22 protein-coding genes are annotated in these 17,978 nt (G+C 68.1%); 15 read left to right on the forward strand and 7 right to left on the reverse strand.

Going from position 1 to position 17,978, the window contains the following annotated elements; genetic code table 11:
• Positions 1 to 97 precede the first annotated feature (97 nt).
• The 3 genes from ACFU7D_RS13360 to ACFU7D_RS13370 are packed head-to-tail and all read right to left on the reverse strand — an operon-like array spanning position 98 to position 1,505.
• Complete coding sequence (locus ACFU7D_RS13360; protein WP_378867738.1) at positions 98 to 667, reverse strand: TIGR03086 family metal-binding protein; 570 nt, start codon at positions 665 to 667, stop codon at positions 98 to 100.
• Complete coding sequence (locus ACFU7D_RS13365; protein WP_091043047.1) at positions 664 to 1,149, reverse strand: SRPBCC family protein; 486 nt, start codon at positions 1,147 to 1,149, stop codon at positions 664 to 666. Before ACFU7D_RS13365 ends, ACFU7D_RS13360 begins: the two co-directional genes overlap by 4 nt.
• The gene (locus tag ACFU7D_RS13370) at positions 1,146 to 1,505 is read right to left on the reverse strand and encodes an ArsR/SmtB family transcription factor (protein ID WP_378728983.1); all 360 of its coding nucleotides are present in this window, start codon (positions 1,503 to 1,505) and stop codon (positions 1,146 to 1,148) included. Before ACFU7D_RS13370 ends, ACFU7D_RS13365 begins: the two co-directional genes overlap by 4 nt.
• A gap of 207 nt (positions 1,506 to 1,712) precedes the next feature.
• Between ACFU7D_RS13370 and ACFU7D_RS13375 the strand changes: the two genes are divergently transcribed.
• Positions 1,713 to 2,549 (forward strand): GH25 family lysozyme, encoded by an 837-nt coding sequence (locus ACFU7D_RS13375; RefSeq protein ID WP_378867740.1) that lies wholly within the window; start codon positions 1,713 to 1,715, stop codon positions 2,547 to 2,549.
• A gap of 24 nt (positions 2,550 to 2,573) precedes the next feature.
• Here the strand turns inward: ACFU7D_RS13375 and ACFU7D_RS13380 are convergent, their stop codons facing one another.
• Genes ACFU7D_RS13380 through ACFU7D_RS13395 form a run of 4 tightly spaced genes read right to left on the reverse strand, consistent with a single transcriptional unit; the run spans position 2,574 to position 5,236 of the window.
• Positions 2,574 to 2,852, reverse strand: coding sequence for a YciI family protein (locus ACFU7D_RS13380; protein ID WP_378867742.1), 279 nt, complete (start codon positions 2,850 to 2,852; stop codon positions 2,574 to 2,576).
• Positions 2,852 to 3,484: an MBL fold metallo-hydrolase gene (locus ACFU7D_RS13385; RefSeq protein WP_378867744.1), complete on the reverse strand. Its 633-nt coding sequence runs from the start codon at positions 3,482 to 3,484 to the stop codon at positions 2,852 to 2,854. Before ACFU7D_RS13385 ends, ACFU7D_RS13380 begins: the two co-directional genes overlap by 1 nt.
• A gap of 24 nt (positions 3,485 to 3,508) precedes the next feature.
• Positions 3,509 to 4,000, reverse strand: a complete 492-nt coding sequence (locus ACFU7D_RS13390; RefSeq protein WP_378867746.1) for a hypothetical protein — start codon at positions 3,998 to 4,000, stop codon at positions 3,509 to 3,511.
• A gap of 9 nt (positions 4,001 to 4,009) precedes the next feature.
• A complete protein-coding gene (locus tag ACFU7D_RS13395) occupies positions 4,010 to 5,236 on the reverse strand; it encodes an isochorismate synthase MenF (protein ID WP_378867780.1) in 1,227 nt (408 codons plus the stop codon).
• 185 nt (positions 5,237 to 5,421) lie between these two features.
• Here ACFU7D_RS13395 and ACFU7D_RS13400 point away from each other — a divergent pair, with 185 nt between their 5' ends.
• The 14 genes from ACFU7D_RS13400 (at position 5,422) to nuoF (ending at position 17,977) form a co-directional block, all read left to right on the forward strand.
• The gene (locus ACFU7D_RS13400) at positions 5,422 to 6,003 is read left to right on the forward strand and encodes a hypothetical protein (RefSeq protein WP_378728978.1); all 582 of its coding nucleotides are present in this window, start codon (positions 5,422 to 5,424) and stop codon (positions 6,001 to 6,003) included.
• Positions 6,004 to 6,041: 38 nt separating this feature from the next.
• Positions 6,042 to 6,731, forward strand: coding sequence for a demethylmenaquinone methyltransferase (locus ACFU7D_RS13405; protein WP_378728977.1), 690 nt, complete (start codon positions 6,042 to 6,044; stop codon positions 6,729 to 6,731).
• Between the two features lie 19 nt (positions 6,732 to 6,750).
• A complete protein-coding gene (locus ACFU7D_RS13410; RefSeq protein WP_378867748.1) occupies positions 6,751 to 7,422 on the forward strand; it encodes a hypothetical protein in 672 nt (223 codons plus the stop codon).
• Positions 7,423 to 7,449: 27 nt separating this feature from the next.
• Positions 7,450 to 8,100 (forward strand): HD family hydrolase, encoded by a 651-nt coding sequence (locus ACFU7D_RS13415; protein WP_378867750.1) that lies wholly within the window; start codon positions 7,450 to 7,452, stop codon positions 8,098 to 8,100.
• A gap of 71 nt (positions 8,101 to 8,171) precedes the next feature.
• Positions 8,172 to 9,113 carry a hypothetical protein gene (locus tag ACFU7D_RS13420; protein ID WP_378867752.1) on the forward strand — a complete coding sequence of 314 codons (942 nt, stop codon included), beginning with the start codon at positions 8,172 to 8,174 and terminating at the stop codon, positions 9,111 to 9,113.
• A 111-nt stretch (positions 9,114 to 9,224) separates the two neighbouring features.
• A complete protein-coding gene (locus ACFU7D_RS13425; RefSeq protein ID WP_378867754.1) occupies positions 9,225 to 10,268 on the forward strand; it encodes a hypothetical protein in 1,044 nt (347 codons plus the stop codon).
• Positions 10,269 to 10,506: 238 nt separating this feature from the next.
• Positions 10,507 to 11,559, forward strand: coding sequence for a hypothetical protein (locus tag ACFU7D_RS13430; protein ID WP_378867756.1), 1,053 nt, complete (start codon positions 10,507 to 10,509; stop codon positions 11,557 to 11,559).
• Between the two features lie 229 nt (positions 11,560 to 11,788).
• The gene (locus tag ACFU7D_RS13435; RefSeq protein ID WP_378867758.1) at positions 11,789 to 12,856 is read left to right on the forward strand and encodes a hypothetical protein; all 1,068 of its coding nucleotides are present in this window, start codon (positions 11,789 to 11,791) and stop codon (positions 12,854 to 12,856) included.
• A 208-nt stretch (positions 12,857 to 13,064) separates the two neighbouring features.
• Positions 13,065 to 13,421: an NADH-quinone oxidoreductase subunit A gene (locus ACFU7D_RS13440; RefSeq protein ID WP_091043014.1), complete on the forward strand. Its 357-nt coding sequence runs from the start codon at positions 13,065 to 13,067 to the stop codon at positions 13,419 to 13,421.
• A 1-nt stretch (position 13,422) separates the two neighbouring features.
• The gene (locus ACFU7D_RS13445; protein WP_378679730.1) at positions 13,423 to 13,977 is read left to right on the forward strand and encodes a NuoB/complex I 20 kDa subunit family protein; all 555 of its coding nucleotides are present in this window, start codon (positions 13,423 to 13,425) and stop codon (positions 13,975 to 13,977) included.
• A 20-nt stretch (positions 13,978 to 13,997) separates the two neighbouring features.
• Positions 13,998 to 14,618 (forward strand): NADH-quinone oxidoreductase subunit C, encoded by a 621-nt coding sequence (locus ACFU7D_RS13450; protein WP_378729003.1) that lies wholly within the window; start codon positions 13,998 to 14,000, stop codon positions 14,616 to 14,618.
• Complete coding sequence (locus ACFU7D_RS13455; RefSeq protein WP_378728969.1) at positions 14,615 to 15,928, forward strand: NADH-quinone oxidoreductase subunit D; 1,314 nt, start codon at positions 14,615 to 14,617, stop codon at positions 15,926 to 15,928. Before ACFU7D_RS13450 ends, ACFU7D_RS13455 begins: the two co-directional genes overlap by 4 nt.
• Entirely contained in the window at positions 15,925 to 16,671 is a 747-nt protein-coding gene (gene nuoE, locus ACFU7D_RS13460) for an NADH-quinone oxidoreductase subunit NuoE (protein ID WP_378867760.1), read from the forward strand. Before ACFU7D_RS13455 ends, nuoE begins: the two co-directional genes overlap by 4 nt.
• Complete coding sequence (gene nuoF / locus ACFU7D_RS13465; protein ID WP_378867762.1) at positions 16,664 to 17,977, forward strand: NADH-quinone oxidoreductase subunit NuoF; 1,314 nt, start codon at positions 16,664 to 16,666, stop codon at positions 17,975 to 17,977. The genes nuoE and nuoF overlap by 8 nt, the downstream gene beginning before the upstream one ends.
• The last annotated feature ends 1 nt before the right edge of the window (position 17,978 follow it).

Consider the following 17,978-nt stretch of genomic DNA (forward strand, 5'->3'; position numbering starts at 1 on the left):
CCCGCGCCCCGCGGCGGGGGGGGCGGGGGGCGGCAGTGTGGGCCGTTACGGGCGGGGGGGGCGGGTGTTCCCCCCGCCCCCCCCCCACGGAAGGTGGTCAGGGACGCCAGTACGGATCCCGGCCGATGAAGCCGAGGAGCTGCTCCTGAGGGGTGGCGTCGGCGGGGACATCGACGCGCGGGCCGAACTGGCCGGAGGCGCGCATGGCGTCCTCCATGGCAGCCGCACCGGCCAGCATCGCCGAGGCGCGTTCGGCGCCGAGGTCGAAGTCGCGCCCCAGGGCGCGGGACAGGTCCCAGGAGTGCATCCAGATGTCGGGCGTGTAGATCTCCGAGAGCGCCTCGTCGAGCGGCTTGTCGCCCATGTGTGGGTTGGAGATCATCCGGTCGGCGGGATCGTCGAAGAGTTCCTGGATGTCGGCGGTGTGGGTCTTCCAGGCGGCCACCGGGTCCGCGGCGACGTCGAGCGGCGCGAGATCCACGCCGGCCGATCCCTGCAGGAACCCACGCGACCATTCGACCAGATGCGAGACCACGTCGAGCGCGGTCCAGGCCGCCACCGGGCTGGGGCGGGCCCAGTCCTCGGCGGCGGCGGAGCCGACGATCTCGGAGAACCGGGCCGCGTCGTACGCGTGCTGCTCGCGCAGGCTCAGTCCGGCGGAGCTCATGAGAGCTCCGCGAGGAGCTCGTCGAGCTGCTCGTAGCCCTGGACGACGCCCTGGTCCATGCCGCTGGCCATGATCGCGGCCTGGGTCTCGAAGGACTCCACGACACTGAGGCCGGTCAGCCGGGTGCGGCCGCCGGGGAGCGGCTCGAGGGTGAGGTACTCCAGCGAGGCTCCGTCGGGGGCGCCGCGCCAGGTGAAGGTCTGCACGATGCGCTCGTTCTCGCGCACCTCGTGGAAGCTGCCGAAGAACTGGAACTCGTCGTCGTCCCGCTCGCCGGTGTAGGCCCAGGAGCCGCCGGTGCGGAAGTCCCATGTGGTGATGTTCATCCCGACGTCGCGGGGCCCGAGCCACTTGGCGTACAGCTCCTTCTCGGCGTGGGCGCGGAAGACGAGCTCCGGCGGAGCGTCGAACTCTCGGACGATGGTGATCGTCGGGGCGTCCTTGGAAGCCTCGATCGTGGTCTCGTGCTTCGTGGTGGTCATGATGCGTCCTCTTCTCTGGCTGGTTCTCTGGTTGGTCGGTCTTCCTGCATCTCGGCGAGCAGTGCGTCCAAGCGCTGATAGCGCTCCTCTGCCTGCTGTTGATATCTCTCGATCCACTTGGTCATGAGGTCGAACACCTCCGCTTCGAGGCGTACCGGAGCGCGCCGCGACTCCCGGCTCACCAGGCCGGCGTCCTCGAGCACCTTGAGGTGCTTGGAGACCGCCTGGAGGCTGACGTCGTACGGCGCCGCCAGCTCGCCGACGGTCGCGTCGGCCGACGAGAGCCGGGCGACCAGGTCGCGCCGGGTCGGGTCCGCCAGTGCCGCAAAGACTCGGGAGAGTCTGTCCTCGCTCATCCGCTACTCCTCAACCATTTGGTTGATAACGAGGCTAGATTGCCGCGCGGACCTTTGTCAACCACTTGGTTGAGTAACTTGCTTACCGGAAAACATTCCCCGGGGGACATCGGTTGCGGCACCATGTTTCTCAGCCACGACGGCTCTCAGTGCACGTTCCTCCTCGGGAAAGGCCCTAGCCCCATGAGTCCTTCGCGCCGCAGATCCATGAGAGTGACCGCGATTGCCGCCGGTCTCCTCCTCGCCATCTCCCTCTCCCCGACCCAGTCCGCCGGCGCCGCCGAGAAGGACGATCGCCATCTCACCCAGAAGGCGAAGTCCCACGGCGTGACCCTCGAGCACGGGGCGTACGTCGGCTGGTCGACGCCCGGCTCGGACGCCAAGGGCGGCACCAGGAACGCCCCGCCGATCAGCGCCCAGGCGACCGTCAGCGGCATCGACGTCTCCGGCCACCAGGGCAACGTCGACTGGGCCTACTGGTGGGGCCAGGGGAAGCGGTTCGCCTACATCAAGGCGACCGAGGGCACCTACTACAAGAACAGCACCTACTTCCCGCAGCAGTACAACGGCTCCTACAACCAGGGCTTCATCCGCGGCGCCTACCACTTCGCCAACCCGTCCGACTCAGGCGGCGCGGCGCAGGCCGACTACTTCGTCAACAGCGGCGGGGGCTGGTCGGCCGATGGGAAGACGCTCCCGGGGGTGCTCGACATCGAGTACAACCCCTACTCCGGCGGCACCTGCTACGGCCTCTCCCAGGCATCGATGCGCTCGTGGATCGCGGCGTTCCTGGACCGCTACCGCGCCCGCACCGGCCGTGACGCGGTCATCTACACGACCACCGACTGGTGGACGACGTGCACCGGCAACACCTCGCAGTTCGCCAGCGCCCACCCGCTGTGGATCGCGCGCTACGCCAGCACGCCGGGCACCCTGCCGGCAGGCTGGGGCTACTACACCTTCTGGCAGTACACCTCCTCGCCGTTGGACCAGAACACGTTCAACGGCGCGTACGACCGCCTCCAGGCGCTCGCGCGGGGGTGACCCTCCGGGGTGGACCCCCGGTCCTCACAGACCCAGCTGGGTCTTCCAGGAACCGAGGACCGGGGTCCACTCGAAGACGCGGCGCTCCTTGATCAGCCCGACCGCGAGGAACGGGTCGTCGTCCACGGCAGTCTCGACCGCCGCGATCTCGCCCGCGAAGACGAGCAGTCCGGAGCCGTCGGAGGTGGGACCGGAGAGCACCAGGTTGTCCTGGTCGGCGAGAAACCCGCGATGGGCGTCGAGGTGCTCGGCGCGTACGTCGGGGAGGTCGTTGTAGGCGTACAGAACCGCGACGAGGGCCATCAGAGGTCAGCCCCGTCCGCGAGACGTACGTAGCCACGCTCGGCCGGGATCAGCGCCGCCGCCTGGGTGTCGAAGATGCCCGAGCCGGCCTCGGAGTAGACCCGGTCGTGGATCGCGACGGTGCTGGACGCGCCGACGGAGCGGGCGAAGTCGATCAGCTCGCTCGATCGCGCCCACGGCGCGGAGACGGGCAGGAAGAGTACGTCCACGGCCTGGCCGGGGCCGTCGAGTGCATCGCCCGGGTGGAAGAGAGTCTGCTCGCCCGCGGTGATCAGGTAGCCCGAGTTGTCGAAGTGCGGCAGGTCGGCGTGGATGACCGCGTGCTTCTCGTTGACCGCGGTGACCGGGAGTCCGGCGTCGAACGACTCACCTGGCTTCACCACCGTGGTCCGCTCGTGGACCCCCGGGGCCGTCTTCAGGATCTGCGCCGCGACCGCGCCGATGGTGTAGACGGGAGCTTCGTTGGCCTCCAGGAGGGCGGGGCTGTAGTGGTCGGGGTGCTCGTGGGTGATCAGCACCGCCGTCGCGCCGTCCAGCGCCTCGGGCTGGGTGAACACGCCCGGATCGACGACCACCACCGCCCCGTCGTGCTCGATCCGGACACAGGCATGGCCGAACTTCGTGATCCTCATGCCGCCGAATCTATCGCGCGGCCTCTAGACGTCGGAGCGGACCATGTTGGCGAGCCACAGGCCGAGGAAGACCGGAAGGAGTACGCCCCAGCCCATCTGCACCGCGGAGTCCTCGGGCAGCGCGACCACACCGATCACGGCGATGGCGCTCGGCAGCGCCCCCGAGACGATCGCGATCCCGATCTCGACGGCGGGACGGTTGCTCCGGGAGTAGGCGAAGTAGAGGCCCATCGCCGCGGCAGCCACGGCGAAGAGGATCGTCAGGACCGCAGCGATGACGAGCAGCCGGTAGGCGCCTGGTGCGTCGTCGGGGCGGTCGGCCAGCCAACTGATGGATGACCAGAAGCCGTAGCTGTCCCCGTCCTCGCCATCGTCATGGACGATCCGATAGGCCGGGACCGAGATCATCGCCACGATCAGGACCGGGACCATGAGCAGCTGTGTCCGCGCCAGCCGGTCGGCGTTCTCCTCTCCCTCGCGCAGGGCTGTGCGGATGAGGCCGTCCGAGTTCTCCATGAACGGAGGTTAGGACAGTGCGTCCCGAATCGGGACGAACTTGGCCTGGGTCTCGGCCAGCTCGGTCTCCGGGTCGGAGCTCGCCACGATGCCGCAGCCGGCGAAGAGGCGGGCGGTGCGGTCGTCGATCATCTCGGCCGTACGCAGCGCGATGCCCCACTCGCCGTCGCCGGTGGCGTCCATCCAGCCGACCGGGCCGGCGTAGCGGGCGCGCTCCATCGACTCGATCTCGGCGATGAGTGCGACGGCATCCTCGCGCGGGGTGCCGCCGACCGCCGCCGAGGGGTGCAGGGCGGCGGCCAGATCGAGCGAGCTGACCCCGTCGCTGGCCACGCCGGTGATGTCGGTGGCCAGGTGCATCACGTTGGGGAGCTTCAGCACGAACGGCGCGTCGGGCACGTTCATCGAGGAGCAGTGCGGCTCCAGCGCATCGGCGACCGACCTGGCGGCGTACTCGTGCTCCTCGAGGTTCTTCGAGGACTCGGCCAGCGAGGCGGCGAGCGCGTCGTCGAGGTTCTCCTCGCCGGTCGGCCAGATCGTGCCCGCGAGCACGCGGGAGGTGACCAGGCCGCGCTCGCGGCGGACGAGCAGCTCGGGGGTCGCGCCGAAGAGGTCGTCGACGTGGAACGTCCAGCAGGTCGGGTACGCAGCCGCCAACTTCCGCAGCACGGCGCGGATGTCGATCGGGGCGCTGGCCGCGGCGAGCAGGTCGCGGGCGAGGACGACCTTGTCGAGGTCTCCGTCCTGGAGCCGGGCGACGGCATCGGCGACGATCCGCATCCAGTGCTCGCCGTCGACGTACGCGTCGGCGAAGACGACGTCGCGCGGCGCCTCCGGCTCCGGCGTCGGAGTCAGTGCAGGAGGGGGCACCGCGGCCGGACCGACGGTGGTCACCCAGGCGACGTCGCCGCGCTTTCCGACGACGACCGCGGGCACCTTGAGCACGGAGAATCCCGGCAGGTCGGCGAAGGCGAAGGAGCCGAAGCCGACCAGGCCGGTGCCGGGCTCGCGCACGGGATCGGAGACCGTGGAGATCGCCGCCAGCTCCTCGAACCACTTGGCCGCGTGCGCGAAGCGCTCCGGTCCGGACGTACGGATCTCGGCGGCGGTGCCCCAGCCGACCAGGCCCTCACCGTGGCGGACCCATGACAGAACGCGCCGGCGGGCGGGCAGCAGCGCGAGCAGGTCGTCGAGAGTCTCCGACCCGGCATCGAGGGCCACGGTGGTGGCTACCAGGGACTGCTGCTCAGACTCATGTTTTTCGGGGTCCCTACGGCGCCCGGAGCGAAGCGAGGACGTCGTGGGGTGGTTACTCACGCCCCCAGCGTATCGGCGTGGTGTCGGCGAGGACGAGTCGAAGTGATGTATGGCATCCGCCCCAGTTGCCATACATCACCATGTGGGTTGTAGCGTGCGCTTGCGTGAGTACCAACAAAGAGCAGTCGTTCATCGCAGAGAACGGCATCACCCTCGGCATCATCGCCTTGGCCCTCTTCGTCGTGCTGGGCGTTGGCCTGCCGCGGTGGGTTGGCGACTCCGACTCCCACTCGGGGGTGAAGATCACGCTCCCGGAGACGCTGTCGGGCGGCTACAAGCCGGCGGACGAGAAGTCCTCCTACGACCTCGACGTGATCAAGAAGCAGGGTGCGTCCGAGGAGCAGCTGGACCTGTTCATCAAGCAGAACGCCGCCAGCTCGAAGACCGAGGACCGCAACGTGTCCGACGCGCTCGGGTTCTCGATGGCCTCGCGCACCTACATCACCAAGGACATGGCGAAGTCCGTGATGATCCGTGCCTTCGCCGGTGACGGCAGCGCCTACTACGGCGGTGGCGAGGTCTCCAAGGTGGGCGACAACGTCTGCTACTCCAGCGCCGACCAGTCGACCGGTCAGACCCAGGCGACCTGCTCGCACGCGTCCGACGACCTGACCGTCCAGGCGACCGCTGCCTCGAAGAAGGACGCGGCGAAGTACGCCGACGAGATCTTCGAGAAGCTCGCCTGAGTTCGGTCCCGGACGCATACCCGAGACAGAATCAGCCCGTGACCCGAGCAGATCTGGACAAGCAGCCCGGCGAGGTCCGTCGGATGTTCGACGCCGTGGCCAAGCGCTACGACGTGACCAACGACGTGCTCTCGCTCGGCCAGGACCGACGCTGGCGACGCGAGGTCATCAAGGCCGTCGCCCCGAAGCCGGGCGAGCTCGTGCTCGACCTGGCCGCCGGCACCGGCACCTCGTCCCAGCCATTCCTGGACGCAGGCGCGTCCGTGGTGCCGACGGACTTCTCGATCGGGATGCTCCAGGTCGGCAAGCAGGCCAGGCCCCACCTGCCGTTCACGGCCGGCGACGGCACCCGGCTGCCCTATCGCGACGGCACCTTCGACGCGGTGACGATCTCGTTCGGTCTGCGCAACATCGTCGACCCGGCGGCCGGTTTGCGTGAGCTGCGCCGGGTCACCCGCCCCGGCGGCCGGATCGTGGTCTGCGAGTTCTCGCACCCGACCTGGAAGCCGTTCCGGACGGTCTACGTGGAGTACCTGATGAAGGCGCTCCCGCCGGTCGCGCGGGCGGTATCGTCCTCCCCGGACGCGTACGTCTATCTCGCTGAGTCCATCCGGGCATGGCCCGACCAGGCAGGTCTCGCCGACATGCTCTCCTCAGCGGGGTGGCAGTCGCCGACCTGGACGAATCTCTCGGGTGGAATCGTCGCACTCCATCACGCAACCGCCTGATCTCTGCGAAAGTTCAACTATGACCTCCACGTTGCCATGGGACGGGATCTTGATGCCTCGCGAGGCCTACGGGCCCGCCGCGGTCAAGGCCAGGGATTCGCTCACCGACGCGGCCGCACAGGGTGACTGGCGCCGCGCGCTCTCGCAGGTGCGCAACGACTACACGGTCGGCGTCAACACCTGGAAGATCGGCGGTGAGTCGATGTTCACGCCGCTCCACCACGCCGCCTACCTCGGTGCGCCGCGGGAGACCGTCCAGGAGCTGCTCTCGCTGGGTGGGGTCAGGTCGCTGCCCACCGCCCACGGCGAGACGCCCTACCAGCTCGCCAAGCGACGCGGTCACGAGCACCTGCTCGACATGCTCGACCCCTACTTCCGTCCCGGCACCCCGCTCGGCGACAACCTCGAGAACGTCAACCTCCACGTGAACACGACGCTCGCCGAGCTGACCGCCGAGTTCCGCGGCGAGCACCAGCTGCGTACGTTCGACGTCCGGCTCATCTCCGAGGAGGGCGGCCCCGACGAGGCCTGGTTCACCGCCCCGGGGATGTACGGCGGCATCCGGATCGGCATGTTCTGGGGTCGTGCCCACCTGGAGTACAACTCCCGGATGGGCGACTCCTACGCCGTCGTCGGCCCGGAGGGATCGGCCTACGTGGCCCGCTCCAAGCGCGCCCTCCCTGTCCGGTAGCTGTACGCGGCATGCGATCGTCGTCCCATGGATGACTCGCCTGCCGACCTGATCGCCGACCAGAACCCGCTCCCGGACGAGATCGACGGAAGGCTGCGGGCCCAGCTGGAGTTCATCGCCGAGGCCGACAAGCTCAAGACGATCCTGCGTGCCTCGCCGCTGGCCGCGGCCGACCGCCGTGAGAACGACGCCGAGCATTCCTGGCACCTGGCGCTGATGGTGCTGCTGCTCGCCGAGTACGCCGACGAGCCCATCGACGTCGGGCACGCGATCAAGCTCGTGATCATCCACGACATGATCGAGATCTACGCCGGCGACAGCCCGGTCTTCGACCCGGCCGCGGTCGTCGACCAGGTCGAGCGCGAGATCGCCGCCGCCGAGCGTCTCTTCACGATGCTGCCGCCAGACCAGGCCGGCGAGATCCGGGCGCTGTGGGACGAGTTCGAGGCCGCCTCGACGCCCGAGGCGCGCTTCTGCAAGGCCATGGACCGCCTCGAGCCGATGCTCCTCAACTGGCTCAACCGCGGTGGCACCTGGAGCATGCCCGGTGCCACCGAGTCCCGCGTCCGCGCCCGCGAGGCCGGCGTCGTCGCCGCCTCTACCACCCTCGGTGAGGCCACCGACGCCATCGTCCGTGCCGGGCTCGCCAAGGGCTGGATCCGTCCCGATCCCGACTGAGTGAAGCTTCCCGTATCCGGGACGAGGGTCACCTCTGGCGAGTGCGTCGTTGCTGGATAGGGTGCGCCCTCATGACCCCCACCGCCGATGAACTCTCTGTGACCTGGATGCCAGCGGCCGCCGACCGGCGTCGTCTTGCCGTGGCGCTGGCGATCACGACGGCGACGAACTGGCGCATGTGGGCCGTGCTCATGGCAACGTCGGTCGTCAGCATCCTCGTGCTCGGCCTTGTCTTCGGAGACAGCTGGAAGCCGGTCACCATCATCAGCTATCTCGTTGCGGTCGCCGTGTTGGTACCGATGCTGATCCTCGTCCCTTCGCTGATGGCACTACGTCGCTATCGGCCCAGCGAACCAGTAACGGCGGGCGTGATCGACGGCGAGTTCCGGGTCGTCTCATCGAGGGCTACCGTCGCGATTCCGCTGGTTCGCGTGAGTGGCGTATCGACGCGCCGCGGCATCGTGACGCTACGCACTACGCGTCCTGCCGGGATGCTCCTGATTCCCAGCCAGCTGATCTCTGCGGGGGTCTACGAGCTGCTGTCAGCAAGCGAGGCGTCAGGTGACGCATCACCGGCGCAGTCGGTGATTGCGGCCCGGGACGGTCTGCGGGAGGTGACGGTGACGCGCGCGCTTCAGTGGCATCTGACCTTCGCCTCGGCGAGGTTGGCCTTCAGGTGGTGGTCGCGCGTACTCATCGGTCTGTTGGTGGCGTTCGCGCTGCTGCTCGTCTGGATCACCGGCGACTGGACGGCATTTGTGCGGATCGCCTTGCCACTCACCCTTGTCTTTCCCATGCTGGTGCTCCCGCGACACCTCGCCACGTGCACGACCTGCCCCGCAGGAAGCGTGATCAGCGGTGCCTACGGACCCGGGTTGACGCTCCGTACGCCGTCGAACATGCTCAGCATCACCGAGTCTGATATCGCGCGCCGACTGGTCACTCGTCACGCGGTCGCGTTCAAGATCGGTCCGACGATCATCTCCGTGCCGCGTACGTTCGGTGATCGGTAACTTCGCGAGGCTTCCACCATCGAACGAACCTCAACATTCCCTCTGGGGTATCCAGTACGCTGCTGCGACCCTGAACTGCGGGATGCCAAGGAGCCCTTCGTGGATGTGGATGTGGTGCCGGGCTCGGTGACGGACTGGACCGTGACGGTCGACGATCAGCGTCGGCTGAAGCGAGCCGTGGTCAGGGCTCAGTTGGCGACCCCGGGATTCTGGATCACCTTGGTGGCGATGCCGCCGATCTTGACCGGGGTCTATCTGTGGGCCTGGGGCACACCGATCGATCATCTTTCGTTCGATGTCGAGCTGAAGCTGACCGTGGCGGCGACGGTCGCTCTCCAAGTTCTCCTGGGGGTAGCTGGAGTCCAGTCCGTGCGCAGCCGGGTCGAGAGCGACTTCCCGGTCGGTTCCACGTTCACGTCCTGGGCGACGAAGACCGGTCTGGGGGTGCGTACGCCCAATCGCCTCGCCTTCTACCCATGGTCGCGGCTCACTCAGGTCGATCAGGGATCGGTGGTCGTGCGGTTCCGGCAGGGGCTCGGCCGGTTCAGACTGCACGTGCAGGCGTCTCTTCTGGCTGGGCCAGAGGAGGTTTCGAAGTCGTTGGACTTCCCGGTCCAGCTGATCGGGCAGGGCATCGCTCGGGAGCTGGCGATGAGGTCAGGTCCGTCTGCGGAGCCGGCGCGTTCAGGCGATTCAGTCGTGATCGATCGAGCGCTTCACCAGCGGCTCAGCCGCGGCTGGATGCGGGAGCAGATGGGATGGTCGAGGTGGGCGTTTCCGGCCCTGGCGGCTTTCCAATGCGCGACCAACCTGATCGACGGCTCCTACCGGCCGGTGATCGTCTGGATGCTGATCCTGCTGGTCTACACGGTGAGTGGACTGCGCGGAGGGCGGGGCCCGATCTCCGCCATGTATCCGGTCGGCGCGATCGTCGTCGGCTCGGTGGGCGAATCTGTCCTGATCCAGGGTCCGTGGGGAAGTGTTGCCTGGCATTGTGGCTGGCTCCGACAGGTCCGGGTGACCGAGCACATCGTGGCGTACAACGTTGTGCCGATCAGGCACCGCGGAGGACTCGCCAGCCTGGACAAGCGGATCGTCGTGATCCCTCGAGCCTTTCTCGACACGCCGACGCCGGCCGTCAGCGCCGAAGTCTGACCCGCCATGACGCCCGAAGCGCGCGCTTCTGCAAGGGACCTTGGTGCGCCCCGTGAGTTCCCCGCACATGCGGGGTTCTGGCGTGGTTGGGCCGGCGGCGTACGAAACTTCCGTGCATGTGCGGGGAAGTGGGGGCGGGGTCGCGGCTTCGGGAGGTCCCGCCCCCTGGTGTTCGGTACGCTTCGGCGACTTTGGGCCGCGAGGACGCTGAGGAGGGCCGCTCGTGGATGCGGATGTGGTGGCCGGCTCGGTGACGGACTGGACTGTCACGCTCGAGGATCAGCGTCGGCTCAAGCGGGCCTTGGTGGGGCTGCGGCTGCGGATGTGGGCGTACTGGATCCCGGGGTTGGTTCTGCCTGTGGTGGTGGCCAGCCTCTTTTGGCTCGGGATGCCAGATCCGGATCTGGGACTTGTCGGTGGGGCTGTCGAGCTGGCGATGACGGCCGTCCTCGGAGTCGCCGTCTTGGTGCTCCAGCTGGCGGCGCCCCTGTGGGGGCTGCGTCGCCAGGTGGAGCGCGAGTTCCCGGTCGGCGCCAGGCTCACGGCATGGACGACGCCCGCGGGCCTGGGCGTGCGTACGCTCAACCGACTCACCTTCTACCCGTGGTCGCGGCTGTCGCAGGTCGAGGTGGGTCCGGTGCTCGTGCGGTGTCGACAGGACGGTCCGAACACGCTGGTCATGCCGGCGTACCTTCCGACCGGGCCGGATGAGCTGGCGCGGTCGGTCGACTTCCCGGTCCAGTTGATCGGGCCGGAGATCAGGCGCGAGCTGGCTGAGAGAGCGGGCCGTACGCCTGTGGCGGCGCCGCTGGCGGGGGCTCCGATCGTCGTCGATCGGACGCTGCGGTGGCGGCTCGTCCGGGCACGGTTGCGGGCGCAGTTCGGCGCCTTGGCGTGGGTGCTTCCAGTCTGCTACGGCCTCAATGCCCTGCTCCAACTGGAGATCGGTTCCTTCTGGTCCGTGGCCTTCTGGGGCTTCATGGCCCTATTCATTCTGGTCACCTTGCTGCTCGTCGGTACGGGCCGCGTGTCGGGGATGTATCCCGTCGGTGCCACTGTCGTCGGGTCCGTGGGTGAATGGCTCGAGATCCAAGGGTCGTGGGGGAGCGTCGCCTGGCACAACACGTGGCTAAGGCAGCGCCGGACGACCGAGCACACCGTGGCGTACGAGATGGTGCCGGTCGGCCCCGATGGACAGCCAAGGTCCCAGACCAACGCCGGGAAGCGGTACGTCGTGATCCCCCGAGCCTTCCTCGATACGCCGGCGGAGGCCGTCAGCGCCGAAGTCTGAGCCGCGACGACACCCGAAGCGCGCTTCTGCAAGGGATCTTGGTGCGCCCCGCGAGTTCCCCGCACATGCGGGGTTCTGGCGTGGGTTGGGCCGGCGGCGTACGAAACTTCCGTGCATGTGCGGGGAAGTCGCGCGTAGTCGGTATCCACCTCCAAGAATCGGACCATCCCTCCGTGGGTATTCGGTACGCTGCGGCGACTTGATGGTGGGATGTTGAGGAGAGCCGCTCGTGGACGTGGTGCCGGGCTCGGTGACGGACTGGACCGTCACGATCGACGACCAGCGTCGGCTCAAGCGGGCGATGGTGAGGATGCGGCTGCGGAGCTGGGCCTACTGGGGCCTCGCGTTGGGTCTGCCCGTGTTGCTGACCGGCGTCTTCTGGTTCGGCATGCATGATCCGGATCTTGGTGCGGGACTCGTTGGCGAGGCCGTCGAACTCGGCATGATCGCCGCTGTCGGGGTCGTCTTTCTGGTGTCTTCGCTGGTGACGCCCCTGTGGACCGTCTCTCGCCGCGTGGAGCGCGAGTTCCCTGTTGGAGCCACTCTCGTCGCATGGGCTACGGAGAGCGGGTTGGGCGTACGTACGCTCAGGCGACTCGCCTTCTATCCCTGGTCGCGGCTGACGCAGATCGAGGTGGGGCCGGTGCTCGTGCGGTGTCGGCAGGATGGCACGAGGGCGCTGGCTGTACCGGCGTATCTTCCGGCCGGGCCTGATGAGGTGGCGCGGTCGGTCGACTTCCCGTCCCAGCTCATCGGGCCGGCGATCAGACGCGAGCTGACGGCGAGGGCAGGCCGGGAATCGGTGGAAACTCCGATGCTCGGGGAGCCGACCGTCATCGACCGTGCGCTGCGGTGGCGGCTCGTCCGGGCGTGGCTACGAGCGCAGTTCGGCATCACGACGTGGTTGCTTCTGGCTGTGTTCGCTCTCAACATCCTGCTACTACTGGCCGGTGGCTCCTACCGGATGGCGACCCTCTGGCTGGTGCTGGTGTTGCTCAACCCCCTCATCTGGCTGTTCTCCGGCGAGGGCCGGATGTCCGGGATGTACGCCGTCGGCGGCACCGTCGTCGGCTCGATGGGCGAGTGGCTCGAGGTCCAGGGACCGTGGGGAAGCGTTGCCTGGCCCCCTGGGTGGCTGAAACTGCGCCGGATGACCAAGCACACCGTGACGTACGAGATGGTGCAGGTCGGCCCCGATGGAAGGTTGACCGCACCTGCCAACCTCGACAAGCGGATCGTCGTGATCCCCCGAGCCTTCCTCGACACGCCGAAGGACGCCGTCAGCGCCGAAGTCTGACCCGCCACAACCCCGCCATGGCGTGGTTGTGCAAGCGTTTGCCCTCGGATGCTGGGTACTTTCGCGCCATGGCGGGAAAGTGCCCGCGCGCCATTTCGGCAACCCACTTGCATTCCGTCACAGGAGTGGCAGGATGTGAGTTGGCCCACATTGTGATTCTATTCACAAAGTCTCAAGAAGGGGTGGGCCGCTCAGGGTAGGAGGCGAGATGGAGCTCTACGTGCCGGTGCTCGCGTTGGCGGGACTGGCGACGCTCTTCGCGGTCGGTTCGGTGGTGATGAGCTCGGTCGTGGGACCGAGTCGCGCCAACCAGGCCAAGGCGGATCCCTACGAGTGCGGGATCGAGGCCACGCCACAAGCGCTGGGCGGTCGCTTCCCGGTGAAGTACTACATCACCGCGATGCTCTTCATCATCTTCGACATCGAGATCATCTTCCTCTACCCGTGGGCCGTCAGGTTCGACGCGATGGGATGGTTCGGCCTCGCGGAGATGGGCCTGTTCCTGCTGACGGTGTTCGTGGCGTACGCCTATGTGTGGCGCCGCGGCGGATTGGACTGGGACTGACATGGGTCTCGAAGAAAAGCTCCCGAGCGGGGTTCTGCTCACGACCGTCGAGGGCCTGGCGGGCTACTTCCGCAAGGCGAGCCTGTGGCCGGCGACGTTCGGGCTGGCCTGCTGCGCCATCGAGATGATGACGAGCGGCGGACCGAAGTACGACCTCGCCCGCTATGGCATGGAGGTCTTCCGGGCGAGCCCGCGGCAGGCCGACCTGATGATCGTGGCGGGCCGGGTGAGCCAGAAGATGGCGCCGGTGCTGCGCCAGATCTACGACCAGATGCCCGAGCCGAAGTGGGTGCTCGCGATGGGCGTCTGCGCCAGCAGCGGCGGGATGTTCAACAACTACGCGATCGTCCAGGGCGTCGACCACATCGTGCCCGTCGACATGTATCTCCCCGGCTGCCCGCCGCGTCCCGAGATGCTGATCGACGCGATCCTCAAGCTCCACGACAAGATCCAGGGCACCTCGCTGGGCGTCAACGCCGAGCGCGAGGAGGTCGCCAACGAGACCGCGGCGCTGCGCCAGCTGCCGCTGATCGACCAGACGGGACTTCTGCGGTGACCGAACAGCAGAACAGCGGCATGTTCGGCGTGAGCGACACCGGCGACACCAGCGGCTACGGCGGTCTCACCCGCCAGCACGCGATGCCGAGCCGCACCAGCGACGTCGGCGTGCAGCCCTACGGTGGCTGGTTCAAGGAGATCGCCGACGCTCTCGCCTTCACCGAGGCGGAGGCTGTCATCCACCGCGGCGAGCTGACCTTCCACGTACGCCGCGAGCGGCTGCTCGAGGCCCTGCAGGTGCTCCGCGACGAGCTGCGCTTCGAGCTCTGCTCGGGAGTGAGCGGGGTGCACTACCCCGATGACCAGGGCGCTGATGGTCAGGCCGGCGGTTTGCACGCGGTCTACCACCTGCTCTCGATGACCTACAACCGCCGGGTGCGGGTCGAGACCGCGGCTCCCGACGAGGACCCGCACGTGCCGAGCGCGGTGGCCATCTACCCGACGCTCGACTGGCACGAGCGCGAGACCTACGACATGTTCGGGATCGTCTTCGACGGCCACCCGGGCCTGACCAGGATCCTGATGCCCGACGACTGGCCGGGCCACCCGCAGCGCAAGGACTACCCGCTCGGTGGGATCCCGGTGGAATACAAGGGCGCGACGATCCCGCCGCCGGACACCCGGAGGAGCTACTCATGACGACCACAGAGGACGAGGGACGTACGTTCACCGTCACCGGCCAGGACTGGGACGAGCTGACCGACGCCCTCAAGGACGTCAAGGACGAGCGGATCGTCGTCAACATGGGCCCGCAGCACCCCTCGACCCACGGGGTGCTCCGGCTGATCCTCGAGCTCGAGGGCGAGACGGTCACCGAGGCGCGTGCCGGGATCGGCTACCTGCACACGGGCATCGAGAAGAACATGGAATACCGGTCCTGGACGCAGGGGACCACGTTCGTCACCCGGATGGACTACCTGTCCCCGATCTTCAACGAGACGGCGTACGTCCTCGGGGTGGAGAAGCTGCTCGGCATCGGTGCCGAGGTGCCGGAGAAGGCCGAGGTCATCCGGGTCCTGCTGATGGAGCTCAACCGGATCTCGTCCCACCTGGTGGCGATCGCGACCGGCGGCATGGAGCTCGGCGCGCTGACCGTGATGACGATCGGGTTCCGCGAGCGTGAGCTGTGCCTGGACCTGTTCGAGTTCATCACCGGACTGCGGATGAACCACGCCTACATCCGCCCCGGCGGCGTCGCCCAGGACGTGCCGGAGGGCACGGTGGCGCGGGTGAGCGAGTTCATCGAGCTGATGAAGAAGCGCCTGGCCGAATACGCGGCGCTGTGCAACGCCAACCCGATCTTCAAGGGTCGCCTGGAGCAGGTCGGCTACCTCGACCTGGAAGGCTGCCTGGCTCTCGGTCTGACCGGCCCCATCCTGCGGAGCACCGGCTATCCGTGGGACCTGCGCAAGACCCAGCCCTACTGCGGCTACGAGGACTACGACTTCGAGGTCATCACCTGGGACACCTGCGACTCCTACGGCCGGTTCCGGATCCGGCTGGCCGAGATGTGGGAGTCGCTGCGGATCATGGAGCAGGCGCTCAAGCGGCTCGCGGACCTCGACGGTGCGCCGGTCATGGTGGCCGACAAGAAGATCGCCTGGCCCTCGCAGCTCTCCGTCGGCCCCGACGGCCAGGGCAACTCCCTCGACCACATCCGCCACATCATGGGCGAGTCGATGGAGGCGCTGATCCATCACTTCAAGCTGGTGACCGAGGGCTTCCGGGTGCCTGCCGGCCAGGCGTACGTCGCGATCGAGTCGCCGCGCGGAGAGCTCGGTGCCCACGTGGTCAGCGACGGCGGCACCAAGCCCTACCGGGTCCACTTCCGGGACCCGTCGTTCACCAACCTGCAAGCCACGAGCGTGATGTCCGAGGGCGGCATGGTCGCCGACGTGATCGTGGCGATCGCGTCCATCGACCCGGTGATGGGAGGCGTCGACCGATGACGCTTGCTGCTGAGACCTACGACGAGCTGCGCGAGATCGCCGCTCGCTATCCCCAGGCCCGCTCCGGCCTGTTGCCGATGCTCCATCTGGTGCAGTCGGTCGAGGGCCGGGTCACGCCCGAAGGCATCCAGGCCTGCGCCGAAGTCTTGGGGCTGACTCCCGCCGAGGTGAGCGGGGTGGCGACCTTCTACACGATGTACAAGCGTCATCCCGTCGGCACCCACCACGTCGGCGTCTGCACCAACACGCTCTGCGCGGTGATGGGCGGCGACGAGATCTTCGCCTGCCTGCGCGAGAAGCTCGAGGTCGGCAACGACGAGACGACGGCAGACGGCAGCATCACGCTGGAGCACATCGAGTGCAACGCGGCCTGCGACTACGCGCCGGTGGTGATGGTCAACTGGGAGTTCTTCGACAACCAGACCCCCGAGTCGGCCTCGCAGCTGGTCGACGACCTGCGTGAGGGCCGCGAGGTCGTGGCCTCGCGCGGGGCGCGGATCACGAGCTGGCGCGAGGCCGAGCGGGTCCTCGCCGGCTTCGAGGACGGGCTCGTCGACGAGGGGCCCGCGGCCGGACCGGCATCGCGTGTCGGGCTGGAGCTCGCCCGCGAGCGAGGCTGGGCCGCGCCAGGCGATGCCCATGGTTCCGCCGATGTGCCGGAGCAGCTGCCCGAGGCTGTCGAGGTCGCCGACACCAGTCGCGCCGAGTCGGAGACGATCGCCGAGGAGGCGTCCGATGACTGACACCCTGACCCCGGTGCTGACCGCCAACTGGGCCGACGAGCGGGCCTGGACACTGCCCGCCTATGCCGAGCAGGGCGGCTACGACGCGCTCGATGTCGCTCTGGGGATGGCCCCCGAGGACGTACAGACGATGGTCAAGGACTCCGGGCTCCGCGGTCGCGGTGGGGCAGGGTTCCCGACCGGGGTGAAGTGGGGTTTCCTGCCGGCCCCCGACCCCGAGAACCCCAAGCCGCGCTACCTCGTGGTCAACGCCGACGAGTCCGAGCCGGGCACCTGCAAGGACATCCCACTGATGATGGCGAGTCCGCACACCCTCGTCGAGGGCGTGATCATCTCCTCCTACGCGATCCGCGCGGAGCGTGCCTTCATCTACGTACGTGGCGAGGTGCTGCACGTGATCCGGCGGCTGCGCGCCGCGGTGCGCGAGGCCTACGAGGCCGGCCATCTCGGCACGAACATCCACGGTTCCGGCTACGACCTCGAGCTGGTCGTGCACGCCGGTGCCGGGGCCTACATCTGCGGTGAGGAGACCGCGCTGCTCGACTCCCTCGAGGGGCGCCGCGGTCAGCCGAGGCTGCGGCCGCCGTTCCCGGCCGTCGCCGGTCTCTACGCGAGCCCGACCGTGATCAACAACGCCGAGTCGATCGCCTCGGTGCCCGCGATCGTGAAGAACGGCGCCGACTGGTTCGCCGGCATGGGCACCGAGAAGTCGGCCGGCGTCGGTATCTTCTCGCTCTCCGGCCACGTCAAGAAGCCGGGGCAGTACGAGGCACCGCTCGGCATCACGCTGCGCAAGCTGATCGAGCTGGCCGGGGGCGTACGCGACGGGCATGAGCTGAAGTTCTGGACCCCGGGTGGCTCCTCGACCCCGTTGTTCACCCAGGAGCACCTGGACGTGACGTTGGACTTCGAGGGGGTGCAGGCGGCCGGTTCGATGCTCGGCACCCGCGCGCTGCAGATCTTCGACGACAGCGTCTGCGTGGTGCGCGCGGTGCTGCGGTGGACGGAGTTCTACAAGCACGAGTCCTGCGGCAAGTGCACCCCGTGCCGCGAGGGCACCTGGTGGCTGGTGCAGGTGCTGGAGCGGCTGGAGAAGGGCGACGGGAAGCCCGAGGACCTCGATCTGCTGCTCGACCAGTGCGACAACATCCTGGGCCGCTCGTTCTGCGCGCTCGGTGATGGCGCGACGAGCCCGATCACGAGCTCGATCCAGTACTTCCGGGACGAATACCTGGCCCATCTGGAGCAGGGTGGCTGTCCCTTCGACGCCAAGAAGTCGACGGCATGGGCGGAGGCAGTGCAGTGAG

Source organism: Nocardioides sp. NPDC057577, assembly GCF_042801335.1.
In the GTDB taxonomy this organism is placed as follows: domain Bacteria; phylum Actinomycetota; class Actinomycetes; order Propionibacteriales; family Nocardioidaceae; genus Nocardioides.

What these genes read in the sequence shown, in the direction of transcription:
- ACFU7D_RS13360 (WP_378867738.1), bottom strand. Translation starts at nt 667, where the DNA reads ATGAGCTCCGCCGGACTGAGCCTGCGCGAGCAGCACGCGTACGACGCG.
- ACFU7D_RS13365 (WP_091043047.1), bottom strand. Translation starts at nt 1,149, where the DNA reads ATGACCACCACGAAGCACGAGACCACGATCGAGGCTTCCAAGGACGCC.
- ACFU7D_RS13370 (WP_378728983.1), bottom strand. Translation starts at nt 1,505, where the DNA reads ATGAGCGAGGACAGACTCTCCCGAGTCTTTGCGGCACTGGCGGACCCG.
- ACFU7D_RS13375 (WP_378867740.1), top strand. Translation starts at nt 1,713, where the DNA reads ATGAGAGTGACCGCGATTGCCGCCGGTCTCCTCCTCGCCATCTCCCTC.
- ACFU7D_RS13380 (WP_378867742.1), bottom strand. Translation starts at nt 2,852, where the DNA reads ATGGCCCTCGTCGCGGTTCTGTACGCCTACAACGACCTCCCCGACGTA.
- ACFU7D_RS13385 (WP_378867744.1), bottom strand. Translation starts at nt 3,484, where the DNA reads ATGAGGATCACGAAGTTCGGCCATGCCTGTGTCCGGATCGAGCACGAC.
- ACFU7D_RS13390 (WP_378867746.1), bottom strand. Translation starts at nt 4,000, where the DNA reads ATGGAGAACTCGGACGGCCTCATCCGCACAGCCCTGCGCGAGGGAGAG.
- ACFU7D_RS13410 (WP_378867748.1), top strand. Translation starts at nt 6,751, where the DNA reads ATGACCTCCACGTTGCCATGGGACGGGATCTTGATGCCTCGCGAGGCC.
- ACFU7D_RS13415 (WP_378867750.1), top strand. Translation starts at nt 7,450, where the DNA reads ATGGATGACTCGCCTGCCGACCTGATCGCCGACCAGAACCCGCTCCCG.
- ACFU7D_RS13420 (WP_378867752.1), top strand. Translation starts at nt 8,172, where the DNA reads ATGACCCCCACCGCCGATGAACTCTCTGTGACCTGGATGCCAGCGGCC.
- ACFU7D_RS13440 (WP_091043014.1), top strand. Translation starts at nt 13,065, where the DNA reads ATGGAGCTCTACGTGCCGGTGCTCGCGTTGGCGGGACTGGCGACGCTC.
- ACFU7D_RS13445 (WP_378679730.1), top strand. Translation starts at nt 13,423, where the DNA reads ATGGGTCTCGAAGAAAAGCTCCCGAGCGGGGTTCTGCTCACGACCGTC.
- ACFU7D_RS13450 (WP_378729003.1), top strand. Translation starts at nt 13,998, where the DNA reads ATGTTCGGCGTGAGCGACACCGGCGACACCAGCGGCTACGGCGGTCTC.
- ACFU7D_RS13455 (WP_378728969.1), top strand. Translation starts at nt 14,615, where the DNA reads ATGACGACCACAGAGGACGAGGGACGTACGTTCACCGTCACCGGCCAG.
- nuoE (WP_378867760.1), top strand. Translation starts at nt 15,925, where the DNA reads ATGACGCTTGCTGCTGAGACCTACGACGAGCTGCGCGAGATCGCCGCT.
- nuoF (WP_378867762.1), top strand. Translation starts at nt 16,664, where the DNA reads ATGACTGACACCCTGACCCCGGTGCTGACCGCCAACTGGGCCGACGAG.